General features: G+C 47.9%; 26 protein-coding genes. 16 read left to right on the top strand and 10 right to left on the bottom strand.

Annotated features, from left to right (window positions below; genetic code table 11):
* Window positions 1–29 precede the first annotated feature (29 nt).
* On the top strand, window positions 30–866 hold the full coding sequence (locus tag METPAY_RS15530; protein WP_048152263.1) for a type IV pilin N-terminal domain-containing protein: 837 nt from the start codon (window positions 30–32) through the stop codon (window positions 864–866).
* A 701-nt stretch (window positions 867–1,567) separates the two neighbouring features.
* On the opposite strand, the gene METPAY_RS10495 is transcribed toward METPAY_RS15530, so the two are convergent.
* From METPAY_RS10495 to METPAY_RS14295, 3 genes are all read right to left on the bottom strand, one after another.
* Window positions 1,568–3,052 (bottom strand): outer membrane protein assembly factor BamB family protein, encoded by a 1,485-nt coding sequence (locus tag METPAY_RS10495; RefSeq protein ID WP_048152261.1) that lies wholly within the window; start codon window positions 3,050–3,052, stop codon window positions 1,568–1,570.
* 742 nt (window positions 3,053–3,794) lie between these two features.
* Window positions 3,795–4,349 carry a type IV pilin N-terminal domain-containing protein gene (locus METPAY_RS10490; protein ID WP_084600811.1) on the bottom strand — a complete coding sequence of 185 codons (555 nt, stop codon included), beginning with the start codon at window positions 4,347–4,349 and terminating at the stop codon, window positions 3,795–3,797.
* Window positions 4,350–4,355: 6 nt separating this feature from the next.
* Complete coding sequence (locus METPAY_RS14295) at window positions 4,356–4,919, bottom strand: type IV pilin N-terminal domain-containing protein (RefSeq protein WP_052418776.1); 564 nt, start codon at window positions 4,917–4,919, stop codon at window positions 4,356–4,358.
* Between the two features lie 129 nt (window positions 4,920–5,048).
* On the opposite strand from METPAY_RS14295, the gene METPAY_RS10480 reads away from it, so the two are divergent.
* Window positions 5,049–5,903, top strand: a complete 855-nt coding sequence (locus METPAY_RS10480; RefSeq protein ID WP_048152254.1) for a DNA-3-methyladenine glycosylase family protein — start codon at window positions 5,049–5,051, stop codon at window positions 5,901–5,903.
* A 189-nt stretch (window positions 5,904–6,092) separates the two neighbouring features.
* Window positions 6,093–6,494: a type IV pilin gene (locus tag METPAY_RS10475; RefSeq protein WP_084600809.1), complete on the top strand. Its 402-nt coding sequence runs from the start codon at window positions 6,093–6,095 to the stop codon at window positions 6,492–6,494.
* A gap of 43 nt (window positions 6,495–6,537) precedes the next feature.
* Here METPAY_RS10475 and METPAY_RS10470 read toward each other — a convergent pair whose 3' ends face one another.
* Entirely contained in the window at window positions 6,538–6,897 is a 360-nt protein-coding gene (locus METPAY_RS10470; RefSeq protein WP_048152249.1) for an ArsR/SmtB family transcription factor, read from the bottom strand.
* Window positions 6,898–7,101: 204 nt separating this feature from the next.
* Here METPAY_RS10470 and METPAY_RS10465 point away from each other — a divergent pair, with 204 nt between their 5' ends.
* The 7 genes from METPAY_RS10465 (at window position 7,102) to METPAY_RS10435 (ending at window position 10,566) form a co-directional block, all read left to right on the top strand.
* Window positions 7,102–8,175 carry a permease gene (locus METPAY_RS10465; protein WP_048152245.1) on the top strand — a complete coding sequence of 358 codons (1,074 nt, stop codon included), beginning with the start codon at window positions 7,102–7,104 and terminating at the stop codon, window positions 8,173–8,175.
* A gap of 7 nt (window positions 8,176–8,182) precedes the next feature.
* Window positions 8,183–8,437, top strand: coding sequence for a hypothetical protein (locus tag METPAY_RS10460; RefSeq protein ID WP_048152242.1), 255 nt, complete (start codon window positions 8,183–8,185; stop codon window positions 8,435–8,437).
* A 4-nt stretch (window positions 8,438–8,441) separates the two neighbouring features.
* Window positions 8,442–8,681 (top strand): thioredoxin family protein, encoded by a 240-nt coding sequence (locus METPAY_RS10455; protein ID WP_048152239.1) that lies wholly within the window; start codon window positions 8,442–8,444, stop codon window positions 8,679–8,681.
* Between the two features lies 1 nt (window position 8,682).
* On the top strand, window positions 8,683–9,087 hold the full coding sequence (locus METPAY_RS10450; RefSeq protein ID WP_048152237.1) for a putative zinc-binding protein: 405 nt from the start codon (window positions 8,683–8,685) through the stop codon (window positions 9,085–9,087).
* A 36-nt stretch (window positions 9,088–9,123) separates the two neighbouring features.
* Window positions 9,124–9,447, top strand: a complete 324-nt coding sequence (locus tag METPAY_RS10445) for a putative zinc-binding protein (protein ID WP_052418774.1) — start codon at window positions 9,124–9,126, stop codon at window positions 9,445–9,447.
* Window positions 9,448–9,935: 488 nt separating this feature from the next.
* Window positions 9,936–10,388: a DUF2178 domain-containing protein gene (locus tag METPAY_RS10440; RefSeq protein WP_245611629.1), complete on the top strand. Its 453-nt coding sequence runs from the start codon at window positions 9,936–9,938 to the stop codon at window positions 10,386–10,388.
* Window positions 10,372–10,566 (top strand): helix-turn-helix transcriptional regulator, encoded by a 195-nt coding sequence (locus METPAY_RS10435; RefSeq protein ID WP_048152500.1) that lies wholly within the window; start codon window positions 10,372–10,374, stop codon window positions 10,564–10,566. The genes METPAY_RS10440 and METPAY_RS10435 overlap by 17 nt, the downstream gene beginning before the upstream one ends.
* Window positions 10,567–10,844: 278 nt before the next feature.
* Here METPAY_RS10435 and METPAY_RS10430 read toward each other — a convergent pair whose 3' ends face one another.
* From METPAY_RS10430 to serA, 5 genes are all read right to left on the bottom strand, one after another.
* Window positions 10,845–12,077 carry an ABC transporter permease gene (locus tag METPAY_RS10430; RefSeq protein WP_048152232.1) on the bottom strand — a complete coding sequence of 411 codons (1,233 nt, stop codon included), beginning with the start codon at window positions 12,075–12,077 and terminating at the stop codon, window positions 10,845–10,847.
* Entirely contained in the window at window positions 12,074–12,769 is a 696-nt protein-coding gene (locus tag METPAY_RS10425; RefSeq protein ID WP_048152230.1) for an ABC transporter ATP-binding protein, read from the bottom strand. The genes METPAY_RS10430 and METPAY_RS10425 overlap by 4 nt, the downstream gene beginning before the upstream one ends.
* 12 nt (window positions 12,770–12,781) lie before the next feature.
* Window positions 12,782–14,026: a CARDB domain-containing protein gene (locus tag METPAY_RS10420; protein WP_245611620.1), complete on the bottom strand. Its 1,245-nt coding sequence runs from the start codon at window positions 14,024–14,026 to the stop codon at window positions 12,782–12,784.
* 287 nt (window positions 14,027–14,313) lie between these two features.
* Entirely contained in the window at window positions 14,314–14,922 is a 609-nt protein-coding gene (locus tag METPAY_RS10415) for a hypothetical protein (RefSeq protein WP_157199065.1), read from the bottom strand.
* A gap of 141 nt (window positions 14,923–15,063) precedes the next feature.
* Complete coding sequence (gene serA, locus METPAY_RS10410) at window positions 15,064–16,650, bottom strand: phosphoglycerate dehydrogenase (protein ID WP_048152219.1); 1,587 nt, start codon at window positions 16,648–16,650, stop codon at window positions 15,064–15,066.
* Between the two features lie 137 nt (window positions 16,651–16,787).
* Here serA and ppsA point away from each other — a divergent pair, with 137 nt between their 5' ends.
* Genes ppsA through METPAY_RS10380 form a run of 6 tightly spaced genes read left to right on the top strand, consistent with a single transcriptional unit; the run spans window position 16,788 to window position 23,478 of the window.
* Window positions 16,788–19,067: a phosphoenolpyruvate synthase gene (gene ppsA, locus METPAY_RS10405; RefSeq protein ID WP_048152217.1), complete on the top strand. Its 2,280-nt coding sequence runs from the start codon at window positions 16,788–16,790 to the stop codon at window positions 19,065–19,067.
* Between the two features lie 6 nt (window positions 19,068–19,073).
* Window positions 19,074–20,165 (top strand): tyrosine decarboxylase MfnA, encoded by a 1,092-nt coding sequence (gene mfnA / locus METPAY_RS10400; protein WP_048152215.1) that lies wholly within the window; start codon window positions 19,074–19,076, stop codon window positions 20,163–20,165.
* Window positions 20,165–20,716 (top strand): hypoxanthine/guanine phosphoribosyltransferase, encoded by a 552-nt coding sequence (hpt, locus tag METPAY_RS10395; protein ID WP_048152212.1) that lies wholly within the window; start codon window positions 20,165–20,167, stop codon window positions 20,714–20,716. Before mfnA ends, hpt begins: the two co-directional genes overlap by 1 nt.
* Window positions 20,694–21,689: a diphthamide biosynthesis enzyme Dph2 gene (dph2, locus tag METPAY_RS10390; protein WP_084600807.1), complete on the top strand. Its 996-nt coding sequence runs from the start codon at window positions 20,694–20,696 to the stop codon at window positions 21,687–21,689. The genes hpt and dph2 overlap by 23 nt, the downstream gene beginning before the upstream one ends.
* Window positions 21,690–21,701: 12 nt before the next feature.
* Window positions 21,702–22,301 carry an METTL5 family protein gene (locus METPAY_RS10385; RefSeq protein WP_048152209.1) on the top strand — a complete coding sequence of 200 codons (600 nt, stop codon included), beginning with the start codon at window positions 21,702–21,704 and terminating at the stop codon, window positions 22,299–22,301.
* 7 nt (window positions 22,302–22,308) lie between these two features.
* Window positions 22,309–23,478: an MFS transporter gene (locus METPAY_RS10380; RefSeq protein WP_048152206.1), complete on the top strand. Its 1,170-nt coding sequence runs from the start codon at window positions 22,309–22,311 to the stop codon at window positions 23,476–23,478.
* 51 nt (window positions 23,479–23,529) lie between these two features.
* Here the strand turns inward: METPAY_RS10380 and METPAY_RS10375 are convergent.
* A partial coding sequence (locus METPAY_RS10375) for a HEAT repeat domain-containing protein (protein WP_169743663.1) occupies window positions 23,530–23,896 on the bottom strand: 367 nt, incomplete at its 5' end.

Genomic DNA, 23,896 nt, shown 5'->3' with positions numbered 1-23,896 from the left:
GAGTTACGGCGTTTTCAGGAGGATTTCAAATGAAAAAGATAAGGAATAATCACGAAACAGAGGCGGCTTCGCCGGTGATAGGCGTGATGTTGATGCTTGTCGTGACAATCATCATTGCGGCGGTTGTCTCAGGGTTAGCAGGAGATATAGGGCTCGACAAGAAGACAGGGCCGAATGTCGTGCTATCAGAGCCGGTACTGGACTTTGATTCAAACGTGATCAGAGGAGATTTGATTAAGATTACATGGATTGCAACCCCTTACGGGAACCCCTCTATGGAGATGCCACTCTCCCCTCCTCAAGAAGTGTTCCTACCCCCAACTGTGAATGACCAGCACGGACTGACTTTCACACACCTGGGAGGAGACCCGATCGATCTCAAGGACCTGCAGATGTCATTCAATTCAAACGACATGGGCATAGTAGTCGATTACGATTCAGTAAGGTCACAGATATCAGCCGGGGCCTTTGAGCCACAATATGAGATCGGTGATGATTTTAATAGTGCCGGCAATATCTCCAAGTGCGAGCTGTCTTACTACAATAACCCAGGCAGGGATGTAGAATACACTCTGGACGAACTTGTGGAACTGAGCAACAGCCAGCACTACGGTTACTTTGCCAAGGTGAGCCCGGAAACGGATGACGACACCATAATACGCACGGGTGACCAGTTCAAAATCTATACCGACGACGGAGGCCAGCCATGGGCGATTGCGGCCACGAATGATGCGGGAATTACACAGTCATTTGCCTTCGAGTTCGGCTCGGGCAACAACTGGATACTGTCGCACAAGCCTTCGGGAGAAATCCTGGGACAGGGAGATCTCGTCTTCCCTGACAACAGCATCATCGAAACAGAATGAAACGGAGGTTTGAAGAAGAAATAAAGAGGCATCAATCATTAAAAAAACCCTTTCTTTATAAATTCAATACCTTTCACAGGTAACCGTTCTTTTTTACTACCATAACATTTCGGCCAGACCTTATCCTCTCACGGAACAGATAAGATAAACAATCTGTTGTTTCTGTCAGGGACTTTATCTAAAAGGCCAAAGACACCGGCGATTCCTGAAGAAACCGTCCCCGGAATCAGCAACAAAAAAAGTCGAACATACCTCTTTCGTTGAAATATCCAGCAAATAAACGTAAAGTTATGACCTGTTCTTTTGATGTTCAATAGAACATATCGCTTAGAATATGCCGATACTTCATCAATCAGAAATTCCATGCCCCCTCAATAATCATATGAAGAACAAACGTTCAAGCAGGACTTTGATTTTCCCAATATTGTTTTCAGGAGCCTATGCGCTTCTAAGATAATATAAGAGATCCTCCGGGAATAAAAATACCACACAGACGGTTCATTCCTTCGTACCCCCCACTTCAAATTGCTTAAAGTACCCGGGATAAATCAATGAGACAACTGCAAGGAAAATTTTCACGGCCATTCACAAATATAACCTACTCCCGCACCAAAGATCAGAAAAATGTTCCAAACCTGAGTTTGTAAATTAAAAAAGGATGACGGGAATCATCCTTTGTCTTGAATGAACGATCAATCTGTTCAACCGAACACGTAGAGCTTTCCGTCATTTCCGGCAGTGTAAACCTTGTCGTTTGCAATTGCCGCCGTAGCTCCCCCCGCAGGGTAGGACCACTTCGTAGTGCCGTTATTTGCGTAAAGTGCATACGTTGTGTTGTAGCAGAATGTATTCATATCACCGGATTCTTTTCCGGCAAAGACCAGCTTGTGTCCAGCGCTATCTTCTCCAATGGTTACAGAGCCCGTCCATCCACCCATGGATTCATTATAACGAGTCCATACAGGAGTCAGAGACGAGTCGGTCTGGAAGCACCTTACGCCAGGAGGTGCAATGCCCCAGTCACCGCCGTTCCATCCACCGGATATGTATACACGATCGTTTACCAGATCAATTGACGGTGTTGCGTCGGTGCGCTCGATAGGTCGGCTGACAATGGATGACCTGTCTTTACTAATCCTATACAGATTTCCATCGCCATTGAAACTATATGATGCAATATAGACGTTGTTCTCATCAAGTGACGGTGAGCCGCAGAATGATTCGGAAGTTCCTGATGATCCTACACCATAACTCCAGTCTTCAGTGCCTGCAGCGACATCCACCTTGTACAGGTAACCGGTGAACGATGTGTTGCTGTTATAACCCCATCCGCAGACATACATCTTTCCTTGAGTGCCTTCATCCGGATCGTACGCAGGTGTTGCCTGCGAATATGTCATATCATACCAAATAGTATCTGTGTTATTAAAGACCCATTTCATGGTTCCGTTGCTCTTGAAAAGACAGTAATAGTCACCATACCAGTCGCTGCCAAAAACATAAGGGCCGGTATTAACTGTCAAACCGCCGTTACAGATAGCGTTCCTGATTGTAGTAAAGTTCCACATCTCGTGGCCGTCAGAGACACGGATCTTATAAATCTTGTTGTCCGAGGCTGCATAGACATATCCTCCGTCAAATGCAGGTGCACCCCATGAACCCAGATGCTGTGTTCGCGGGAGTACAAAGTCCCATTTGACTGTCAGGTTGTCTTCGTACAAACATGTGAGGTTGATCGTAGAAAGTCCGCTTGGTTCGTCAAAACCCGAGTATCCCGTATAGAGAAATACGTACCCTCTCGCGATCACAGGATTAACAGTACCTATTACTTCTCGGTCATCAAAATAAGTATTCGGAGTGTTGCTGGACGGAAGACCGTCACATGGCGAGTACCCGACATTTTCCTCATCATACATAAACTGGGGCCAGTCGTCCGGAACAGGAGTAATAATAGCTGTTACAGGCACCTCAGGAGAAGTGGCTTTCGCTACCACCTTAGATACTGCCTCATCGGCAGAATAAGTCGTACCTCCATTCTCCGACGAGGTATCCTTGGCGAGTTTGTCCTCATCGTAATGCGCAATGAACTGTCCTGCCTGCGGATAGTCCGCTGCCATTGCCGCTGGTGCGAAAAGCACCAGGACCATCATTCCTGCTATAAATAGCATCAATGTCGTTTTTTTCATTTTTACACCTGAATTCGTTTAAAAGCGAGATGAAAGGAGGCTAAAAGTGATTATGATGAATAATCGATTACCCCACCGGATGTAAGGTATGTAGTGTCCCCCATTGCAGCCCGCCACGCCCAAAACGGTGATTGACCTGCAAAAAAAGGACAGATTGCGGTGCACTCTCCATGCAGGCCCAGACCATTTCACATTGTGGGCAAATAAAGTTGATCTAACTAAATATATTTTAATATTGCGATTGATAATTTTTAACAATAATTTAAAGAACAGAAAACCGCATTCCGGAATAATAACCGGAATGCAGCTGTTTTGTTGATAGAGAGAGATAATGAAAAAAATTCCATTATCGAATTTCCCTTTTTTCGACAAGACAGCAGACTCAATGAGTGCAAGCCCCCCGCCCTATCAAAATTGCGGGATTAAAACGTCCATAATGGCATAAATCTCTAAAAAAGCCGGATCTTTCATTCAGCCCCCAAGAGAAAGATGCAATGTCTAAGGATGGACAATTTTAATTGTTGTTTAGCAAACTATTTTAAAATTATTGTGTAGTTTGTCAAAATATTCATTTAAGAAAGGAATTAGATCATATTTTTCTCATCCGAAAGGAAGGGAGCCAATAAATATCCTGGCCAACAACAGAGAGAAGATTTGCACGCGCCCCACCCACAGAAATTAAGCAGACCAAAATATTTAGTTAAAAAAAATTGAAAACACAGAACGAAATACGTAAAAAAAGTCAGATCTCCACAGGTATCGAACCGGCACTGATCGCCCTGCCGGATCTTAGATCGATTATCCTGTAATCGATATAACCATCAACCGGCACGGAAAACTCAGCATCAGCACCGTCCTTTTGCCAGTAGATCGCTGTGACTGCACCGCCATCCTCATCCGACCCATCGGCATAGAGTCTAAAACGATCGCCGACAGTCACTGTAGTATCATCCTCCCCATAGTTTTCGATATACTCATGCCCGCTATCGCGAGGAACATCGTTGTTGCTGATAACAGTCTTATCTTTGGCAGAGGAGCGGTTAGCAAGGTTGATCTCGATACTGTTGAGATCGACAGGGTCCCCGGAGAGGTGATCGAAGATAATATAATATAAAGACCCATCCTTACCCCAATCCGAAGCAACAATATTTGCCGATATGGAATCATCCACAGTGTCGAAAGAATGACCGCATGCAAATGCTGCAACCACACAGGCAATTATCAGCGTGATGGTAAGCATCAGCATCACACCGAATACCTCAGAAAGTCCGGATAAATGATCCCTACAAAATTTCATAGCAATTCACTCCAACAGGAACTCTGTCTTCAGGATCGTGTTTCCGCTCGGAAGATATACGATCGTAACCTCCACTGGAGAGCCTTCGTAATCATCAAGAGTTTTGTCTTCAGGAATGTTCAGAAATTCCTCAGTTGCATCCGCATCGCGAGTTCCTGCAACAGTCCCAGGTTTCCATAACGCCTCACCGAACTCGGAATTGTTAGAACCAGACACCTGACTGTCATAGACATAGGGGAGCCTCAAATAAGGATAAAGAGACGAACATTCGGAGCTGAGAGTATGATCGGACTTGATCGGATCACCGGAACCATCATCAATCCAGGTGATAATCTTCAGGTCGTCGGTAGAGATCTTATCACCGCCAAGATGGTCGAATATTATGTTGAAAGTCCCGTCGTCAACCGAACCGTCACAATATACCGCAAGGCTGGCAGCAGGAGTATCCTCGAAGGTAGTTGAAGCCCCACCGGCAAAGGCGGCCACAGTCGATGCAATAATAATAGTAACGGCAAGCATCAGCATTACACCGATAACCGCTGAAACAGCATCTTCAACAAAGAATCTCATCCATCAACTCCGACAAAGAAAACAGTATAGACTGTACCGACATTTATTAAAATAATATTGTTATATGACAATTTATTTTTTACGTGAGGAACAATATTTTTCTATATACCCGGGCAATAGAAGATTCAAATGGAGGGTTATAGATCAATTGAGATCAATGAAGACTCCCCTTTTAGCCTTGATAGCACCCTTGCAAGCGGACAGGCCCCGCGATGGGAAAAGGTCAACGGCTGGTGGTACGGAGTCGTCAAAGACAATGTAATCAAAACCAGACAGCTCGATGACAAAATATACTTTTCGGGATGCTCAGAAAGATGCTATAGAGAATATTTTTCCCTGGACTACGACCTTAAAGAATTCTATGACTCTTTCAGCGGCGACATGTACTTGAAAAGTGCCATAGAAGCCAACCTGGGACTGAGACTGGTCGGTCAGGATCCCTGGGAATGCCTCTGTTTCCAGCTGACGATAAATAAAAAGCGCACAAGCCCCGGAGAGGACTGCTTCACCAGAATTTCACAGAAATTCGGCGATGAGATCGAGCTTGACGGGAAAATTTACCACACATTCCCCACAGCCGAAACACTGGTAAAAGAAGGACTTTCAAAGCTGAAAACCTGCAACCTCGGATACAAGGCCAACAACATCCACTCTGCAGCAAAAAAAGTTGCAGAAGACCCCTTGTGGTCAAAAAAGATCGAGTCCATGAAATCAGAGGATGCAATAAAGATCATCTCGGGATTCAGGGGGGTGAAGCCGACTGTTGCCGAATGGGTACTGATCTTTGCCTTCCGCCGCTATGAGCTCTTCCCTGTAGATTCCCATATTCGCAGCAGGATGGTTAAAAAATACCTTTCAGACGTTCATTTCCCCAACAACAGTAAAACGATCGATAATTACATCCTCAATTTTGCACATGACCATTTTAGAGAATACTCGGCATATGCACTCGAATATCTCTTTGCGTCCCCCAATTCATTATAGAAGAAATATCCCAGCAACCCCCCACCCCTACACCACACATCACAGAAACAGGGGAGATCCCAATCCCAGGCATGAACAGACATTCGCGCGCGATTCAAAAGTGACAGGGCCGACACAATCAGAATATTTTTAAAAAATAATTGATATAAAACAATAAAACTTAAACCAAAATGAAATGTAAATTAACACATGCACCATAATCCGCCGGATGACAGCGCTTTATCACCAGTCATAGGAGAGATGATGATGATCGCACTTGCGGTGCTCCTGGTTTCTATTTTTTCAGTAACACTGCTCGGCCTCCTGCCGGCAGAAAGAAGTGACTCAATAGATATCATCCGGAGCTACAACAGTTCGTCCGATACATTGCAATTATGGCACAAAGGAGGAGACTGGGTTAAAAAATCAGATCTGAAAGTAGTAATAATCAGAGATGACCATACAACCGAGACAATAAGTTTATCGGACGACAACTTAGAGGGCGATTCGTTCGACCTGGGCGACAACATAACCATCACAAAAAATCTCGTCTCAGGAGACATCGTCCGGTTGATAAGCGATAAAAACGTGATATATTCCGGAATTATTTAAATACAGGCATCATATCTATAGAAATACAAAAGACCCGACCCCTTCAAAGAACCCATTTCTTCCCATCTTCCGTCAGACTGTAAATAATCCAGTTGCCCTGCTGTTCCCCCTTTATCAGGCCTGCCTTCTTCATCACCGAGAGATGATAAGAGAGCCTGGAGTCCGCGATTCCAAGACCCGCCTTCAGGACGCAGACACAGAGCGGCTGGATGCCGAGCATAGACATTATCTTCAGGCGAATCGGATCAGAAAGCGCTTTGTGGACCTCGCCGGATGAAGCAAGTGTTTCATCATCCGGCAGACGTTTGAGAAGTCCGTCAATCCCGCCATATTTCCGGAGCGACAGGACAATCTCATCCGGAAGCGACATGGTTTCTTCAGAGCAGCTGCATTTCTTCTCCATTAACCGATCTCCAGTTAAAAGGAATATGAAATTACACCCGATATATAAACACCGGTATTCTCCCGATGAAAAAAAGACCAAGAATCATTTCAAAAAATGTTGAAATAGTAAAGTATATACGTAACACAATCAAAGAGTAATTCAAATAAATTTGAAACACTCCTTTGCCCTAGAAGAGAGAGGAGAAAACCGGAGAAGAAAAAGATGATTGAGGCAATTCTCGGATCATTTATAGTCGGCTGGAATACCCTCGCAGGATACCTCGCAGAGCATGTTCTCACCTGCCTGATTCCCGCTTTCTTTATCGCCGGTGCAATCGCCGCATTTGTAAAGAAAGAAGTGATATTGAAATATTTCAGTCCAGATGCCAGGAAAAGCATAGCCTACGGCCTTGCATCGATCTCCGGAACGGTGCTCGCAGTCTGTTCGTGCACGATCCTCCCGATGTTTGCAGGCCTTTTCAAACGCGGAAGCGGGATCGGGCCTGCAACAACCTTTCTCTACGCAGGACCTGCGATCAACATCCTCGCGATCGTCTACACGGCAAATGTGCTCGGCTTTGATCTCGGAGTAGCAAGAGCCGCATTTGCAATCGCAATGGCGATAATCATCGGCCTTATCATGGCGGCCATCTTCAGGTCGCATGATGAGGAGACGAAAAAGAATATGACCACAATGCCGTCAGTTCCGGCCGGGAGAGAAACAGATCGCCCAAGGTGGGTAGTCCCGCTTTTCTTCGTATTCCTGGTAGGAATCCTGATCGCCGGTACCGCACAGGCGGACTGGATGATCAAATTCCCTGTAATCTATGCACTCACCATCGGCATTGCCGTGCTGGTAATCTACTTCTTCGAGAGAGACGAGGTTTCGGAATGGGGGCTGGAGACATGGGACCTGACAAAAAAGATCTTTCCCATACTGATTGCAGGAACATTCATCCTCGGGATGATCTCGTACTTCATCCCCCCCGAGACTTTCAGCCCGTTCTTCGGGACGAATTCGTTCACATCAAGCCTTCTTGCAGCAATAGTCGGAACGATCCTCTACATGCCGACGCTGCTTGAAGTTCCCGTCATAGGGACGACCTTCGGTTATACGAGCGGAATTATGGCAGGAGGGCCGGCACTTGCCCTCCTCCTCTCGGGACCCAGCGTAAGCCTCCCGTCGCTCCTGGTGATATCAAGAATTATGGGGGCAAAAAAGACAGCAGCCTATGCTGTTCTTGTGATACTATCGTCTGCAATTGCAGGAATGATATACGGAATGATAATCGGGTGATCCAAAGATGACCAATAAAGACATACCATGCTGCGCCGCAGATGCGATGAGGCGCGTTAAACAGATCGATGTCGATGGTGCAGTAGTCGGCATAACGATGCTTGAAGAGATTATCGCCGAAATCCGCCAGATAGGCCTGCGGAGCAAAACAGAGATTACCGAGACTCTTCTCAAAAAAGTCAGGATTTACAACTACATCCCGGACGCAGCAGAAACAAAATACAAGATTGCATTGTTTAGAGAATATGAAAACAGGAAGTGAAAAAATGAAGATAGAAGTCCTCGGAACAGGTTGCATGAAATGCAAACGACAAATGAAAAACGTTGAAAAGGCAGTCGCAGAGAGCGGTATTTCCGCCGATATCCAGAAGATCGAGGATATCGAAGAGATAATTGACCGGGGCGTAATGCTCACCCCCGCGGTAGCTGTCAACGGGGAGATCAAGGTCTCCGGAAGGGTTGCCGATGTTGCCGAACTGAAAAAGATACTTGGAGAGGTGCAGTAAGTTGCAAGACGAACAAAAATGCTCCTGCTCGTGTGGCGGGAATGAACCAGAAAGGATCATCTTCCCCTGTTCCGGGCAGGCGAATGCAGGTCAGATTACAAACCTTGCGGCAATCCGGCTTACTGAAGAAGGATTCGGAAAGATCGCATGCACTGCACTTCTCGCGACAGGAGAAGAAGATCTCATAAAAAGAGCAAAGGATACCGGCGGAGTTGTCGTGCTCGACGGGTGCCCGATGAACTGTGCAAAAAAGATTGCGGATGCAAACGATGTCCCGGTGTCTCAACATCTTATCATGACAGAACTCGGCATCACAAAAGGCCCTTCAAAATCCTACTCGGATGATGATATTGAGACCGCAGTCTCCGCCTGCTGGGAAGGCAAGGGAGAAAAGAATTCCGAATGAAAAGGTTTCAGGAATCATGGGCATTACCATCATCACATGCTCCGGCGTCTCAAACACAGGCAAACTGACGACACAGGCCGGGCTAACCCTCATGCACCGTGCCCAGGAAAGATTGACAGATGTATTGAAGCAGGAAGGCTTGAGGCTCTTAAAAAAAATCCACAGGATAAATTCGAAACGATCCTTGCACTCGACGGATGCGAAGACTGCTGCGGGAAAAAGAAGATCGAATCCCTCGGCATAAACCCGGACCTCCGGATAATCGCAACCGATTACGGGATCAAAAAACGCGGGATGGAAGAACCACCATATAGCGAAATTGAGACAATCGTATCGGCGATAAAAAAGGCGCTCGAATAAAAACAATCTGAAAATCGATTGAAACACAATAGAAATCCATTTTTCAGGCCCACAGAGAATATAATATTAAATAGCAGATGAGATCTGAATATACTGCTCCGGTATGATCAAATGAAATATGTAAAATATATAGAGATGCATAGATTATCTGATGACAGAACTCAATAAAAAAACCACCCTACAGGCAGCAGGAGTTACGGCGATGTTTCTGCTCTTCTTCACGGCACTTTTCCTTGCAGCGGGATTCATGGGATAACCTCATTGAAGAATTCAAAAAAAGATAAAAGCTGCATATGAAAAGCAGAATGCAGGCCAATCCCTTAACGCAGCTGGAAACAGGTTGCCTTCGCAAGACATCCATATAGATGAACTGCACAAATAGAAAGGTATTTTTTAGTTTTACATCGATACGTTCTCTCACCCTATACAAAACAAATAATAATGTAAAATATAACCTACATATTGTAGAAAATCTTGCTGTGATCGATATGAAGCTCTCACTGAAAAGGAATACCTCTTATATAATAGTGGCATTTATTGCCCTGATTGAGATAGGAATTATTTGGTGGGCTGCGGATTACAACCGCCCTCCCGCAATGGAATTAACTACTATCGCTCTTGCTGCAGGAATAATTATTGCCTACTTTATCCTTGAGCAGGTGAATACGGTCGAACCCGGAATGACGGACGAGAGACTTGCACTTGTAAACTATAAATCAGCATTGAGAACTCTCCAAATCTTCTGGATACTGACCTTCTCCATACTTCTTACAATGATCATAAGGTTCATAGATTTTGAGAGAGATGTCCGCCGGCTCATATTCGGACCCGTATTCAGCCAACTCATAATGCTTGTAGGAATCATCTTCCTATTCGTCGCATTCAGGATCTACTACAACAGCAAATACGGAGGATATGATTCCGATGAAGAATCGGATTAAGGTCTTTCGTGCTATGCATGACATGACCCAGGAGGGGCTTGCAAAAGAGCTTGGAGTGACACGACAGACTATTCTCGCAATAGAGAAAGGAAAATACGACCCTTCACTGGATCTGGCATTTAAGATTGCAAATTATTTCGATGTAAAGATCGAGGAAGTGTTCGTCTACGAAGGATGAAATCCAGGATCTGTTTATAATCAACAGCTAACCTGATTATTCTGTCCTTCTAATTTCCTGTCCCACAATTGAATACCCGGAGTTTGTTGTTTTATAATGCCCTTTATAATCATAGAAAGGAATTCGTTTCTCTTTATAAATTCATCCTCCCGCACTGATAATTTAGCTGAACGAGAGAACAAAACCTGAAAAGAAAACAAAATACCACAAATTAAATATTCAATTCAATGATGAGAAATTAAAAAAAATCGAAAAAGGGATTATGCAATCCCCCGGGTTTACTCTGACCTCAATGCCTCTATCGGATCAAGGCATGACGCCCTGTATGCCGGATATACACCTGAAAGAATGCAGATGACCACTCCTATAACCATTCCGAGAGGGACATAAATAAGGCTTTCAAACGTGAAGAAATACTCTGTCGTTCCGATCATTCCATACGTAAGAATGTAGCCTCCGATGAAACTCGCAATGGCACCTATACCGGCACCGACTACTCCGAGAAGCATTGACTCATAGAGGAACATCTTCCTGATCTCGCTCCTCCTCGTACCTATACTCCTCAGGATACCTATCTCCTTGATCCTCTCGGTGACCGACATCATCATGACGTTGAATATCGATACTGCCGCTACAAGAAGCGAAATCGCACCGATTGAAGACATAAACGATGTCATGGTCCCGACAGTATCCGAGATGGTATCGATCATCGAACCTGAATCCTGTATACGGACTTCATCTTCCCTGTAGTTCAGGGCATAATCCAGATCTTCCTCGAGCTCATCTATGTCGTCTATATCCCCGGCAATGAGATTTACCTGATCATACTCGTATTCACTGCCAAGATGTGCGGTATACAAATCCTCGTCCATCAGGATGGCATTGTCGGTGCTCAGATCGGACGACATCCCTTTCTCTTCCAGTATGCCAGTCACACGGACAGTGAACTGCGGAACATCGTCATCGTCTTCGACATCCTCGTCTCCGATCTTGATCCTGCTGCCGACAACAAGATTATATCTCTCCGCAAGGTTCGAACCGACAAGAACTCCACTTGTACTGAGCGGCATAGACCCGTCTTCTATATCAACAAGATCGGGAACGAGAGTCATATCAATACCGTATATTGTGGCCCTTCCTTCCTCGCCTCCCACTTCCATGGTTTCACTTGTGGAATATAACGGAACAACGAAATTGTCTCCCGATGCTGCGATCTGCTCTATCTTCCTGAGCTGAGTCTTATCGATATATTCGTCCTCGTCGTCCGATGAACCGCCGCCCATCCCTCCGGGGCCGCCACCGCCGCCACCGGATTCAGGGCTCATCATAATGACATTGCCGCTCTCAGAAAGTTCTGCGGTGATGGAAAGGGTCATGTTCGCACCCATTATTCCGATTGAAGTAATGGCCACAACACCTATGACTATACCTATCGCCGCAAGAAGCGATCTCAGGAAATTCAGCCTGACGTTCCTGACAGAGAGTTCAAAGAAGATATCCCCAAAGATCATGAGAGTCCCCTTCCTTCTGAGAGTATCTTCCCGTCTCCCATAACGATCGTCTTCTCGGCATACTCTGCAATGTCGGGTTCGTGTGTCACCATCACGATAGTCCGTCCTTCCTTATGGAGTCCGGATATCATGTCCATAATCTGGACGCTTGTTTTTGAATCCAGGTTTCCGGTCGGCTCGTCACAGAGAATTATTGCAGGATCGTTTACAAGAGCTCTTGCGATTGCGACCCTCTGCCTCTGACCGCCTGAGATCTCATTGGGCTTATGCCAGACTCTTGTCTCGTCAAGACCAACCATCTCAAGCAGTTTTTTTGGGCGGCCTGTATCGTCCCTCTTCTTGTATTTGAGAATCAGCGGGTACTCCACGTTCTCGCACAGGTCAAGAAGGGGGATCAGGTTGAAGTTCTGGAAGATGTATCCTATCTTATCGCGGCGGAGGTCGGTCAGTTCATTGTCATTCAGCTCCCTCACACTTTTACCGTCGATATAAAGATTGCCTGATGTCGGAACGTCAAGGCATCCAATCTGGTTAAGAAGGGTCGATTTTCCCGAACCGGATGTACCCATAATGGCTACGAACTCCCCTTCCTTTATCTCAAGATTAATATTATCCAGGGCGATTACGTCATCCGTAGGAAGGGAATAGACCTTTGTGACATTCTCCAGTTTGATAACCGGCCTGTCGGTCATTGCTCTCACCGCCTACTTCCTGTCTCCTTTATTCAGCTTCTCCTTCACGGCTTTGGCTGCCTTTGCAAGGTATCCCTTTTTCCATGCGACTACAAGGCCAATTACAATAATCAGGCCGATGATTATCTCGGCAATGGGCATATTGGCAAAACCTGCGCCGCTCATACCCATCATGCCCATTCCGCCGCTGCGGCCGCCGCCATTCATTCCGGAGGGTGCTCCGCCTGATGGAGCAGAATCATCGCCCTCAACAGCCATGCCAGAGGAAGAAGCTGAAACGGTATATTCGGATGAGTATGTGTTTCCGTTCTCGTCCTTCCATGTGATTACAAGCGGGAACGAAGAACTGCTTCCCTGAATGGAATATGTGACTTCAAAGCTGGAAAAGTCGTCTGACTCAAGCGAACCGAGAACATACTGCTTATACGGCTCTATAGCTTCGGCGGGCGATCCTACTGTTACTATAACCGAATAGGCATCTTCAAGTCCTGCATTGGAGACATCCCCTGTCACCGTTCCTCCGGAGACCTCCACATTGTTGATAACGAGATCGGCACCGGTCGTATCCTCTCCGAATTCCACAGGAACGGATATCCCGGACGTATGCGAATTCATGCCGTTATTCCATTCGGCATTCAGTTTCAGCGTCGTCTCCTTTGACGGAGTAATCTCGAATGTAACATCCACATATTCGTTCGGTTCGAGTGCACCTACGAAGTAGCTCGTCTGATCCGACTCTATCCCGTCGCCGGATGCATATATTATTACACCGTCTGCAGTCACCTGACTCGGATTTCCTACCCTGATCTGGATGGACTTGGACACATCCTCCTGCCATGCATCAGGCGAGTCGATAACCGAGATGGTTAAGCCCGTGTCATCCACTTTTACCGGCACATTGTATGACAGGCCGCTTGAACCGTAGAAATCGAGATAAAATCTCGGATAATAGATGCCCTCTTTAAGGGGTGCCTTCACATTGAAGGTAAATTCCATTGAATTTCCTGCACCCAATGCTCCAACAGTATCATATGCCTCATCATTTAGGTTCGTCACATCCTTGGAATAGATCTCAGCCCTGCTGATGGTTACACTTTCATCCCCTGTATTCTTTACAGTTATAGTGATTGTCCCTTCATCCCCGGGCATAAAGACTTCAGGATCGTATTCGACTGAAGTTACGGTTACATCCGTATAGGATGAATCTTCGCTGTCATCTGCTGCTGCAATAAACGGGATTGTAGCAAAAATAACCAATAATATTAGAAATATGTTTATTCTTTTCATATCTGAAAACCTACTTTTCTTTTCAGCTGAAAGATCAGGAGTTACACATTGGGTAAATCCTGATCCTAACAACAGGATGCACACAGTGCACCCTGATTTTTAGTAAAATTTACTTTACATTTAGTAAAAAGATACCTACTAAAAGTATTTATAAACTTCCATCAGACCAGTCAGGCCGATGAAAAGGTAAAAGAAACTGAAGTTTTATATTCAGAGAATTTAAGAGCAGAAAAGTCTCTAAAAATAATAAAGATGAGTTATTTCTGATCCTCACCATCGATAAAACGCATAAGACGCGCCCCGGCAATACTGATCAGCTCGTTCTCCCGGAGCAGTGAAGAGATGAGATCGACAGGTTCAAAATCATGTATATCCATCTCATCCTTCAGAAATTCCCTGAATCTTCCGACAAGGTGGTTGTTAAACCGCCGGGGGTTGTTCATGACGGGATCGGCGATCTTAAGGCTTCCTTCAGATGCGACTTCATCCCACTCGATCCTACCCTTATCAAAGAGCCTGCCAAGATTGTCAAGGGTGATCCATTCGCTTCCGAGTTTATTCCTGACATCTTCACCACTGTTTCGGATCTCTGCTATAAGTCCGCGGAACTCCCCTACAAAATCCCTGTAGCTTCTCAGGAATTCATTAAAAACCTGGTCTGCCTGCCAGAGTGGATCAGGTGGATCGATGACCATTCCGAGAACAGACGACCCGAACGCGATGTAGATACTCTCCATGAGCTTCTCCATGCTCTCGATCGTTTTCCTGAACCGGGCATGGAGGGGACTTTCAAGTTCGGGCTGAGCGTCCTCAGCCGTATAGAGCCTGTCGTAAGCGGTCTTCAGAAGCGCCGACAGGGAAACCATAGCTGAAAGAAAGGATATTATTCTCATATATACCAAATCCCAGATAATCTAACCATGACTGGTATTTCATTTACCACTAAAAAAAGCACTCCATCCGCATTTAATCCGTTTAAAAAGATCGATAAAAAAATGATTGTTTGATTATATATGAGCGTATTTGGCGGTGTAGACCCCTTCAATCTTCAGGATCTGGTCCATCGCCTCCTGGGGGACCTCTGAATCCACATTGAGGACCATAACCGCTTCTTCGCCGGGCTGGTTCCTTCCCACCTGCATGCCCGCGATATTTACGCCATATTTTCCGATAATCGTTGCAAACTGCCCGATAACACCGGGCACATCATGATGCCTTGAGATGACGACATCCCCGCCCGGGGTCATATCGGTCATGTACTCGCCGATCTTTACGATCCTGAGTTTCTCCGGGGAAGATACGTTTCCACTTACTGTCTCGGACATCTTGTCCGTCTCTATCGATATTGTGACAAGGTTCGTAAATCCAAGTGACTTGTCTGTAATCGTCTCCGAAACCCTGATGCCTCTCTCCTTTGCCGCCAGTTCGGCATTGACGATATTGACCGGCGTCTGGAGGATCGGATCGAGGATTCCTTTTAGGGCCATTCTTGTGATATATTTAGAACCGCTCCCGAATTCAGCCGCTTTTCCGGCGTACTCGATCTCTACGGATTCGATCCTTCCTTCTATGAGCTGTATGAGAAGGCTTCCCATATTCCTGACAAGCTTTACGTAAGGATCGATCCTGTCCTGCTGATCGGGAGAGATCATCGGGGCGTTTACAACGAACTTGGCCGAACCGCCCTTAAGAACCTCGATACACTGCTTCGCAACCGAGACTGCGACATTCAGCTGTGCTTCTACAGTCGACGCACCGAGATGCGGTGTCGTTATGACCTCGTCGAGAGTTATGATCTTTGAGTCCTTGGGCGGCTCGTTCTCGTATACGTCGAGCGCCGCACCCGCAACCTTTCCTGCAACTATCGCATCATAAAGATCGGATTCGTTGATTATGCCTCCGCGGGCACAGTTGATGATCCTGACGCCGTCCTTCATGACAGCGATGGACTTCTTGTTGATGAGGTGTTTCGTCTCCTTTATGAGGGGGGTGTGGACTGTAATGAAGTCGGCGACCGGGAAGAGTTGATCGAGGGTCATTACCTCAACGCCGAGCTCTTTGGCCCTTTCCTCGTTGATATACGGATCGTATGCCACGACCTTCATATCGAGAGCGATTGCACGCCTCGCAAGTTCCTGCCCGATTCTGCCAAATCCGACGATACCGAGCGTCTTTTCATTCAGCTCGACACCCATGAAGGCAGATCTCTTCCATTCACCCCTCTTTACCGAGGCGGTCGCCTGCGGGATCTTTCTCGCAAGAGATGCCATCATGGCAAGGGTGTGCTCGCATGCTGCAAGAGTGTTTCCCGCAGGAGCATTGGCAACGATGATGCCGCGCTGGGTTGCCGCATCGGTATCGATGTTGTCTACACCGGCACCTGCCCTTCCGATAAACTTCAGTTTTGCTGCCGCTTCGATCACATTCGCGGTAACTTCCGTGCCGCTTCTTACAAGAAGGCCGTCATAATCGCCGATTATCTTTATAAGTTCGTCTTCGGAGAGGCCTGTATTGATATCCACTTCGCAGAAGCCGCGAAGGATCTCTATTCCTTCATCTGCCAGCGGGTCGCTGACCAGCACTTTATATGTCACTTGATAATCCCCGTAATTATTTCTACATATTATATCTTGATATTTTTCTCCCGTCACGCCCGGCACCAGTTAGCAAACATAAATTATCCTTGTAGTTCAAGATATTTACACAACCTGTTACCGGGTGGTTTTTCAGCATGAGCAAATTGCCAGATATTCTGTGGTTAGCAGATATTAAAAAGGAAGATATTCCGTCTGTAGGGGGAAAAGGAGCCTCTTTAGGCGAAATGACAGCGGTGGGCCTTCCTGTTCCGCCTGCATTTGTCGTGACTGCACAGGCATTCAGAAAATTCCTTGTAACATCGGGAATAGACGAAAAGATCTTTTCCACTCTAAAAGATATCGACGTGGAGGATTCGGATCTTTTAGAAAACGTAGCGGAAAAAGTGAAAGAGATCGTGATGTCCGCAAAGATGCCTGAAGACATCAAAAACGAGACCATTTCCGCATACGATAAGATGGGCGACGATGCGGTCGTCGCAGTAAGGTCGAGCGCAACCGCAGAGGACCTGCCTGATGCAAGTTTTGCCGGGCAGCAGGAGACTTATCTCAATATTACAGGCGAGAAAAGCCTCATCGAGTCTCTTCAGAAATGCTGGGCCTCGCTATATGGCGCAAGGGCGATCTACTACAGGGTTAAGCAGGGTTTCGACCACAGTGCGGTGGATATTGCAGTAGTCGTCCAGAAACTTGTATATTCCGAAAAATCAGGTGTCATGTTCTCCTCTCATCCGGTGACCGGAGAGCCGACAACGATAATCGAAGGGTCGTGGGGTCTCGGGGAGGCTGTCGTATCAGGGATGGTCTCTCCCGACAATTATGTATATGACAGCAGGTCAGGGCGCGTAATCGACCGTTATATCGCGACGAAAGAGATCGAGATCCTTCCTGACGGAACGCACGGCACAAAGGAGATCAGGGTACCTGACGAGAGGCAGAAGACAGCGGTTCTCTCAGACGCCGAGATAGCAAGGCTGGCAAAGTTTGCAAAGATATCGGAAGAGCATTACGGTGTCCCGCAGGATGTCGAGTGGGGTATAGTGGGAGATGAGATCTTCATTCTCCAGTCCCGCCCTATAACAACCATAAAAGGCACAGCTACTACTAAAAAGGGTGAAAAGGTGGAAGGAAGCGGAAATATCATACTCGAGGGGCAGGGGGCATCCCCGGGAATCGCAACAGGAAAAGTTGTAATCGTCGGGTCGACAAAGGACCTCAGCAAGGTAAATACCGGGGACATTATGGTCGCAAAGATGACCAATCCGGACATGGTCCCTGCAATGAGGAAGGCTGCGGCAATTATTACCGACGAAGGCGGAATGACATGCCACGCTGCGATTGTAAGTCGTGAACTCGGAACACCTGCGGCAGTCGGAACAAAGAAGGCCACAAGCATTCTCATCGACGGCCAGGTGGTCTCGGTAGACGGAGAGAAGGGTCTTGTATACGAGGGCAGGATCTCGATACCGGAAAGTGCCGCGCCTGCGGCAGCGGTTCCTGCAGGAGTTGCCGTTTCTTCAGCTCCGATTATTACAGCAACAAGCATTAAGGTCAACGTATCCCTTCCCGAAGCAGCAAAGAGGGCGGCTGCCACCGGTGCAGACGGTGTGGGACTGCTCAGGATCGAACACCTTATCCTGGGTCTCGGAAAGACTCCCGGCTGGTTCATCAGGAACAAGAAGGAAGAGGAATTCATAAACGAACTTTATGTCGGCATAAAAACCGTCATGGACGAGTTCCCCGGAAAACCGGTCTGGGTCAGAACAATCGATTCACCGACCGACGAATTCCGCAACATGAAAGGCGGAGAGGACGAGCCGGAGGAGCACAACCCGATGCTCGGGTGGCGTGGTATCCGCCGTGATCTCCAGAGCATAGACCAGTTCAGGCTTCAGGTAGAGGCATTCAAGAGACTCTGGGAACAGGGATACGACAATCTCGGAATAATGTTCCCGCTCGTCGGCCACCCGGACGAATTCGTAGCTGCAAAGGAGCTCATGCGTGAGTTTGGCGTGGACGTGGATGACAAAACGCTCGGCATTATGGTAGAGATCCCCTCAAGCGCGATACTCATCGATGATTTCATCAAAGAGGGAATCGCTTTCGCTTCGTTCGGAACGAACGACCTGATCCAGTACACGCTCGCGATCGACAGGAACAACCAGAACGTCGCGGATATGTACAAACCCAAGCACCCGGCAGTCCTGAAATTAATCAAATATGCAATAGAGAAGTGCAGGGCAGGAGGAGTCGAGTGCTCCATCTGCGGACAGGCAGGATCAGACCCCGAGATGGTGAAGTGGCTCGTCGAGACGGGAATCACAAGTGTCTCGGCAAACATCGATGCGGTGCAGAAGATTCGCGAAACCGCTGCACGCACCGAAAAGAAGATCCTGCTCGATGCTGCAAGGAAGTAACTTCAGATGCTGGAAGACGGACTCCGGGAAGACAAACTGTTCCGGCATCTCTCCTCGGTAAAGGAGACAGACAGGAGCTACCGGAAGGTGCTCTCGTCGATGTGCTCGATTCCGCACCCGGTGGCGGTCAGGGCGCACAACATTTTTATCGAATCCAATCTTGGAGACCCGGGACTTTTTATGGGAACCGCCTCGCTTGAGGCCGAACTTATCGAAAGACTGGGAAGCCTGATGAGTCTCCCCGAAGCATGCGGTTACGCAACATCCGGGGGCACCGAATCGAATATCCAGGCTCTCAGGATCGCAAGAGAAAATGCAGGGAAAAAGAACCCGAATGTGATAATTCCCGAATCAGCACATTTCTCTTTTGAGAAGGCATGCGACATTCTTTCAATAGAGATGCGGCAGGCCCCCTCGACTGAAAAGTACGTCGTCGATACTGAAGGAATGGAAGACCTGATCGACGGAAATACCATAGGAATGGTGGGTGTCGCCGGAACGACTGAATACGGAACAGTCGACCCGATAAAACGCCTTTCGGATATCGCATTGGACAGGGATCTCTTCCTGCATGTCGATGCGGCGTTCGGCGGGCTTGTCCTCCCATTCATCCCGGGATCGCCTCCTTTCGACTTCAGGCTCGAAGGCGTATCCAGCATCTCTGTCGATCCGCACAAGATGGGCATGTCCACGATACCTTGTGGCTGCATAATGGTCAGGAACCCGGACTTTTTCAGGTCGACCGAGGTGGACACGCCATACCTTACAGTAAAGAAGGAATGCACGCTCTGCGGGACGAGACCCGGCGGCCCGGTGGCGGGAGCGCTCGCGGTCCTCGATCATCTAGGGCGAAAAGGTATGATTGAAGTCGTCGAAAGGTGCATGGAAAACACCCGTTTCCTCATCAGGGGAATGGAAGAGCTCGGGCATCCCGTTGCAGTCCAGCCTTCGGTAAATGTCGCATCCTTCTCCTGCGATGAAACTCCGGACGGATGGATCGTATCGAGGACACGGCACGGGCACATGAGAACGGTATGTATGCCGCATATTACAAGAGAGACACTTGAAGAATTTTTAAAAGACGTTGGTGAGATGTAATGTTCAACAAACTCGTGGAATCACTGGAAAAATGCCCCATCGTAAAAAGAGGAGAATACAACTATTTTATCCACCCCATCAGCGACGGAGTCCCGATCGTCGAACCTGAACTCCTCAGGGAGGTTGCTGCACTTATGCTCAGGAACCTCGATCTGGATCATGCAGACAAACTTGTCGTCGCAGAGGCAATGGGCATACATATCGGCGTGGCGCTCTCGCTGATTACAGACCTCCCGCTGACAATAGTCAGGAAGAGAAAATATGAGCTGCCCGGGGAACTTGCACTCCACCAGACAACCGGCTACTCGAAGGGCGAACTCTACTTAAACGGGATTGAAGAGGGTGACCGTGTCGTAATAGTTGACGATGTCTTCTCGACCGGCGGGACTATGAAGGCTCTCCTCAAAGGACTCGAACAGAAGAAGGCAGAGGTAGTCGATGTTCTTGTTGTGATCAAACGCGGCGAATGCGACATCGGCAGGCCGTACAAATACCTCGTCGAGATAGATGTCGACGAGACCGGTGTAAATGTCATCAAAAAGAACTATTGAGAGTGTTCAGGCACAACAAGAAGATCTGACAGTGAGAATCATCTCGCTGTTAAAGGAAAAAGAGAAAGAGAGGACTATACGGAAGGTCGCTCTCCAGTTCCCGGAGGGACTGAAAAGGAAGGCCCACGGGATTTCGGAAGCCCTCAGGAGAGCAGGCTACGAGATCGTAATCTCGGGCGAACCATGCTGGGGTGCCTGCGACCTCGACCTTGATCTGATGAAAAATTCCGATATTCTCATCCATATCGGGCACGCTCCCGTGGACGAAAGGGAGAACGTCATCTACGAATACTTCAGCCAGGACTTCGATATCTCCCGGCTGGAGGGAGTAATACCCTCAATCGAATCCAAAATAGTGGGGCTGATAACAACAATCCAGCATGTCCACCTGCTGGATGATATCATACAATTTTTCAGTGATCGCGGCATCGAATGCGTGATCGCGAAGGGAAGCGAAAGAACTCCGTTTAAGGGCCAGGTCCTCGGGTGCACCTATGATGCAGCAAAAAATACAGGATGCAGCGAGATCGTCTATATCGGTACAGGGCTGTTTCATCCGCTTGGAGTGCACCTTGCGACCGGTGCGAGAGTCGTAGCATTCGATCCCTATACAGGCAGAACCGAGATCCCGGACGAACGCCGCATGCTTATAAAGAGGCATGCACTTATCGAAAAGGCGAAGGAGGCACGGAGCTTTGGGATACTCCTGAGCAAAAAATCGGGGCAGAGACGGGAGGAACTCGCAAAGAGGCTTGAAGGACTATCTGATAAGGCCGACATAATCGAGATCGGCGAGATCACCCCGGACGCCCTCCTGAACTTCGGGTATGATGTCTACGTCAATACGGCATGCCCGAGGCTTGCGTACGACGACCAGGCAAGGTTTCCGGTTCCTGTTCTCTCCCCACAGGAGTTTGAGATCGTCTGCGGTGCCAGGGAATGGGAAGAGTTCGAAATAGACGAGATCACTTGAGGGAGTTAGCATATGAAACTCAGAAAACTCGAGATGCTCCTTGAAGGATTCGAGACATTCGAAAATCCCGATCCTGCTCTCGAACAGTACATGACCCCTCCTGTCGTCGCCGCAAGACTTCTCTACCATGCATATATGAAAGGAGATATCGAAGGACGATCTGTCCTCGATCTCGGATGCGGAACAGGCATCTTTGCATGCGGTGCGGCTCTTCTCGGCGCTGAGCAGGTCACCGGGGTGGACATCGATCCCGCCGCCGTTGCGGCAGCTTACAGGAATGCAGAAAGAGCAGGAGTCACGGCCGATTTTGTTGTAAGCGACATCCCGGATTTCAGCTGCAGGAGCTTCGACACTGCGATCATGAATCCTCCGTTCGGCGCCCAGAAAAAATATGCCGACAGGCCGTTTATCGACAAGGCCCTCGAATGCGCCGGTGTAACCTACGGGATATTCAACGAGGGCAGCACCCCGTTCATAAGATCCTATATCAGCGGAAGGGGCGTGATCGATGAGACTGTAAGATGCGACTTTCCGATAAAAAGGACCTTTGCACACCACAGGAAGGACAGTCTTGAGATCAGGGTTGAAATAATCCGGATTACTAAAATATAACACAGAAATGGAGAAGACTACACGCTCTATACTGGGGCTCTCGGCAGCCCACATGGTGAACGATATCTACTCGCCGGTTCTGCCCGCAATTCTCCCTCTCCTTATTCTCCAGAACGGGTATTCGTATTTTCTCGCAGGTTTGATCGTCACTGCATACAACCTTTCATCATCCTTCACACAGCCGGTTGTCGGGTGGCTTTATGACAAAAAGAACATCCGCATGCCGGTTGCGGTAAGCGTGATGATCTCCGCTTTCTTCATGTCCTTCATCGGGTTTGTAGAGAACTACTACTTCCTGATCGCTTTCGCAATCATAGGCGCACTCGGGCATGCGTTCTTCCACCCGAGCGCACTCGGTCTTGTGAGCAGGATGGCTGCCGGGGCTAACCGCGGGAGACTGACATCGCTGTTCGTCGTCGGAGGAAACCTCGGCTTCGCCATAGGGCCGATCCTTGCGGGAATCGCGGTCGCAAGCTACGGTCTTCACGGCCTCGCTCTTATAATAATTCCGGGAATTTTAATCGTCCCGCTGCTGAGAAAGGTGCTTCCCCCGGTATCCGAACTGGAGAACAGCTACTCTAAAAGCAGCGGGAAGAAAGATCTGGAAGCAAAGTTCCCATACCTCCCGATCACCCTTCTTGTGACGGCATCGGCCTTCAGGGCATGGGTAATCTTCGGATCTGTTGCATACCTTCCGACCTATCTTGCAAAGACGGGGATGAGCCTCGTAACTGCAAACCTCCTGACATCAGGCATGCTCATGGCAGGTGTTGTCGGGCAGGTGATAGGCGCGGGAATGTCGGATAAATACGGGCGGAAGGAATATGTCCTTGCAAGTCTTATACTCTCGATCCTGCCGTTTGCACTCTTCATAACGTCCGATGGAATCATTTCCCTGATATCGCTGATGGCGTTCGGTTACCTCCTCTGGTCCTCGTTCTCTGTGACGGTCGCGATGTCACACGAGATGGCCCCCCAGGGAACAGGGACCGTCTCAGGTCTTATGCTCGGCCTCGCGGTAGGAGCAGGCGGACTGGGCGTTGCGATTACCGGGTATATTGCCGATATCACGAATGTCTCAACAGCCTTCGGACTCCTCGTAGTCCCTGTGATAATATCGATATTGATCTTCTCTGCGACTCCCTACCCGTGGAAATCGATACGACAGAAGATCTGAAAGAAAAAAAACGTTCATGAAACAAAGGTTTCATGCACTGTTTCATGTAAATCAAATCTTATAATTTTGTCTCAGTATATCTTCGGCCTCTGAAGAGACCTCGGGATCATTATCGTCAAGCGCCACTCTCATCGCCTCGTACGCGACGGCGGTTCCAATCAGTTCCAGGGAATGAACAACCCTTATACGAACCTCGGCATCCTCTTCCCCTTCCAGAACCCTGACAAGCGATTCGACAGCCTCATCCTTCCCGCTGCGGCCGAGACCGCCGACGGCTGCCAGCCTTACCCCGCGTGACTCGTCATCTAGCATGCCGACAAGATAATCGAGATTCTCATCCCTTCCGACACGTGCAAGTGATTTGACGACCTCCTTTCGGACATAATGGCTCCTGTCATCCAGCATGCCGGTAAGGAGA

Source organism: Methanolacinia paynteri (genome assembly GCF_000784355.1).
Taxonomy (GTDB): Archaea; Halobacteriota; Methanomicrobia; order Methanomicrobiales; family Methanomicrobiaceae; genus Methanolacinia; species Methanolacinia paynteri.
Note: the sequence above shows the minus strand (reverse complement) of the source record. Positions and strands in the feature narration are given on the sequence as shown.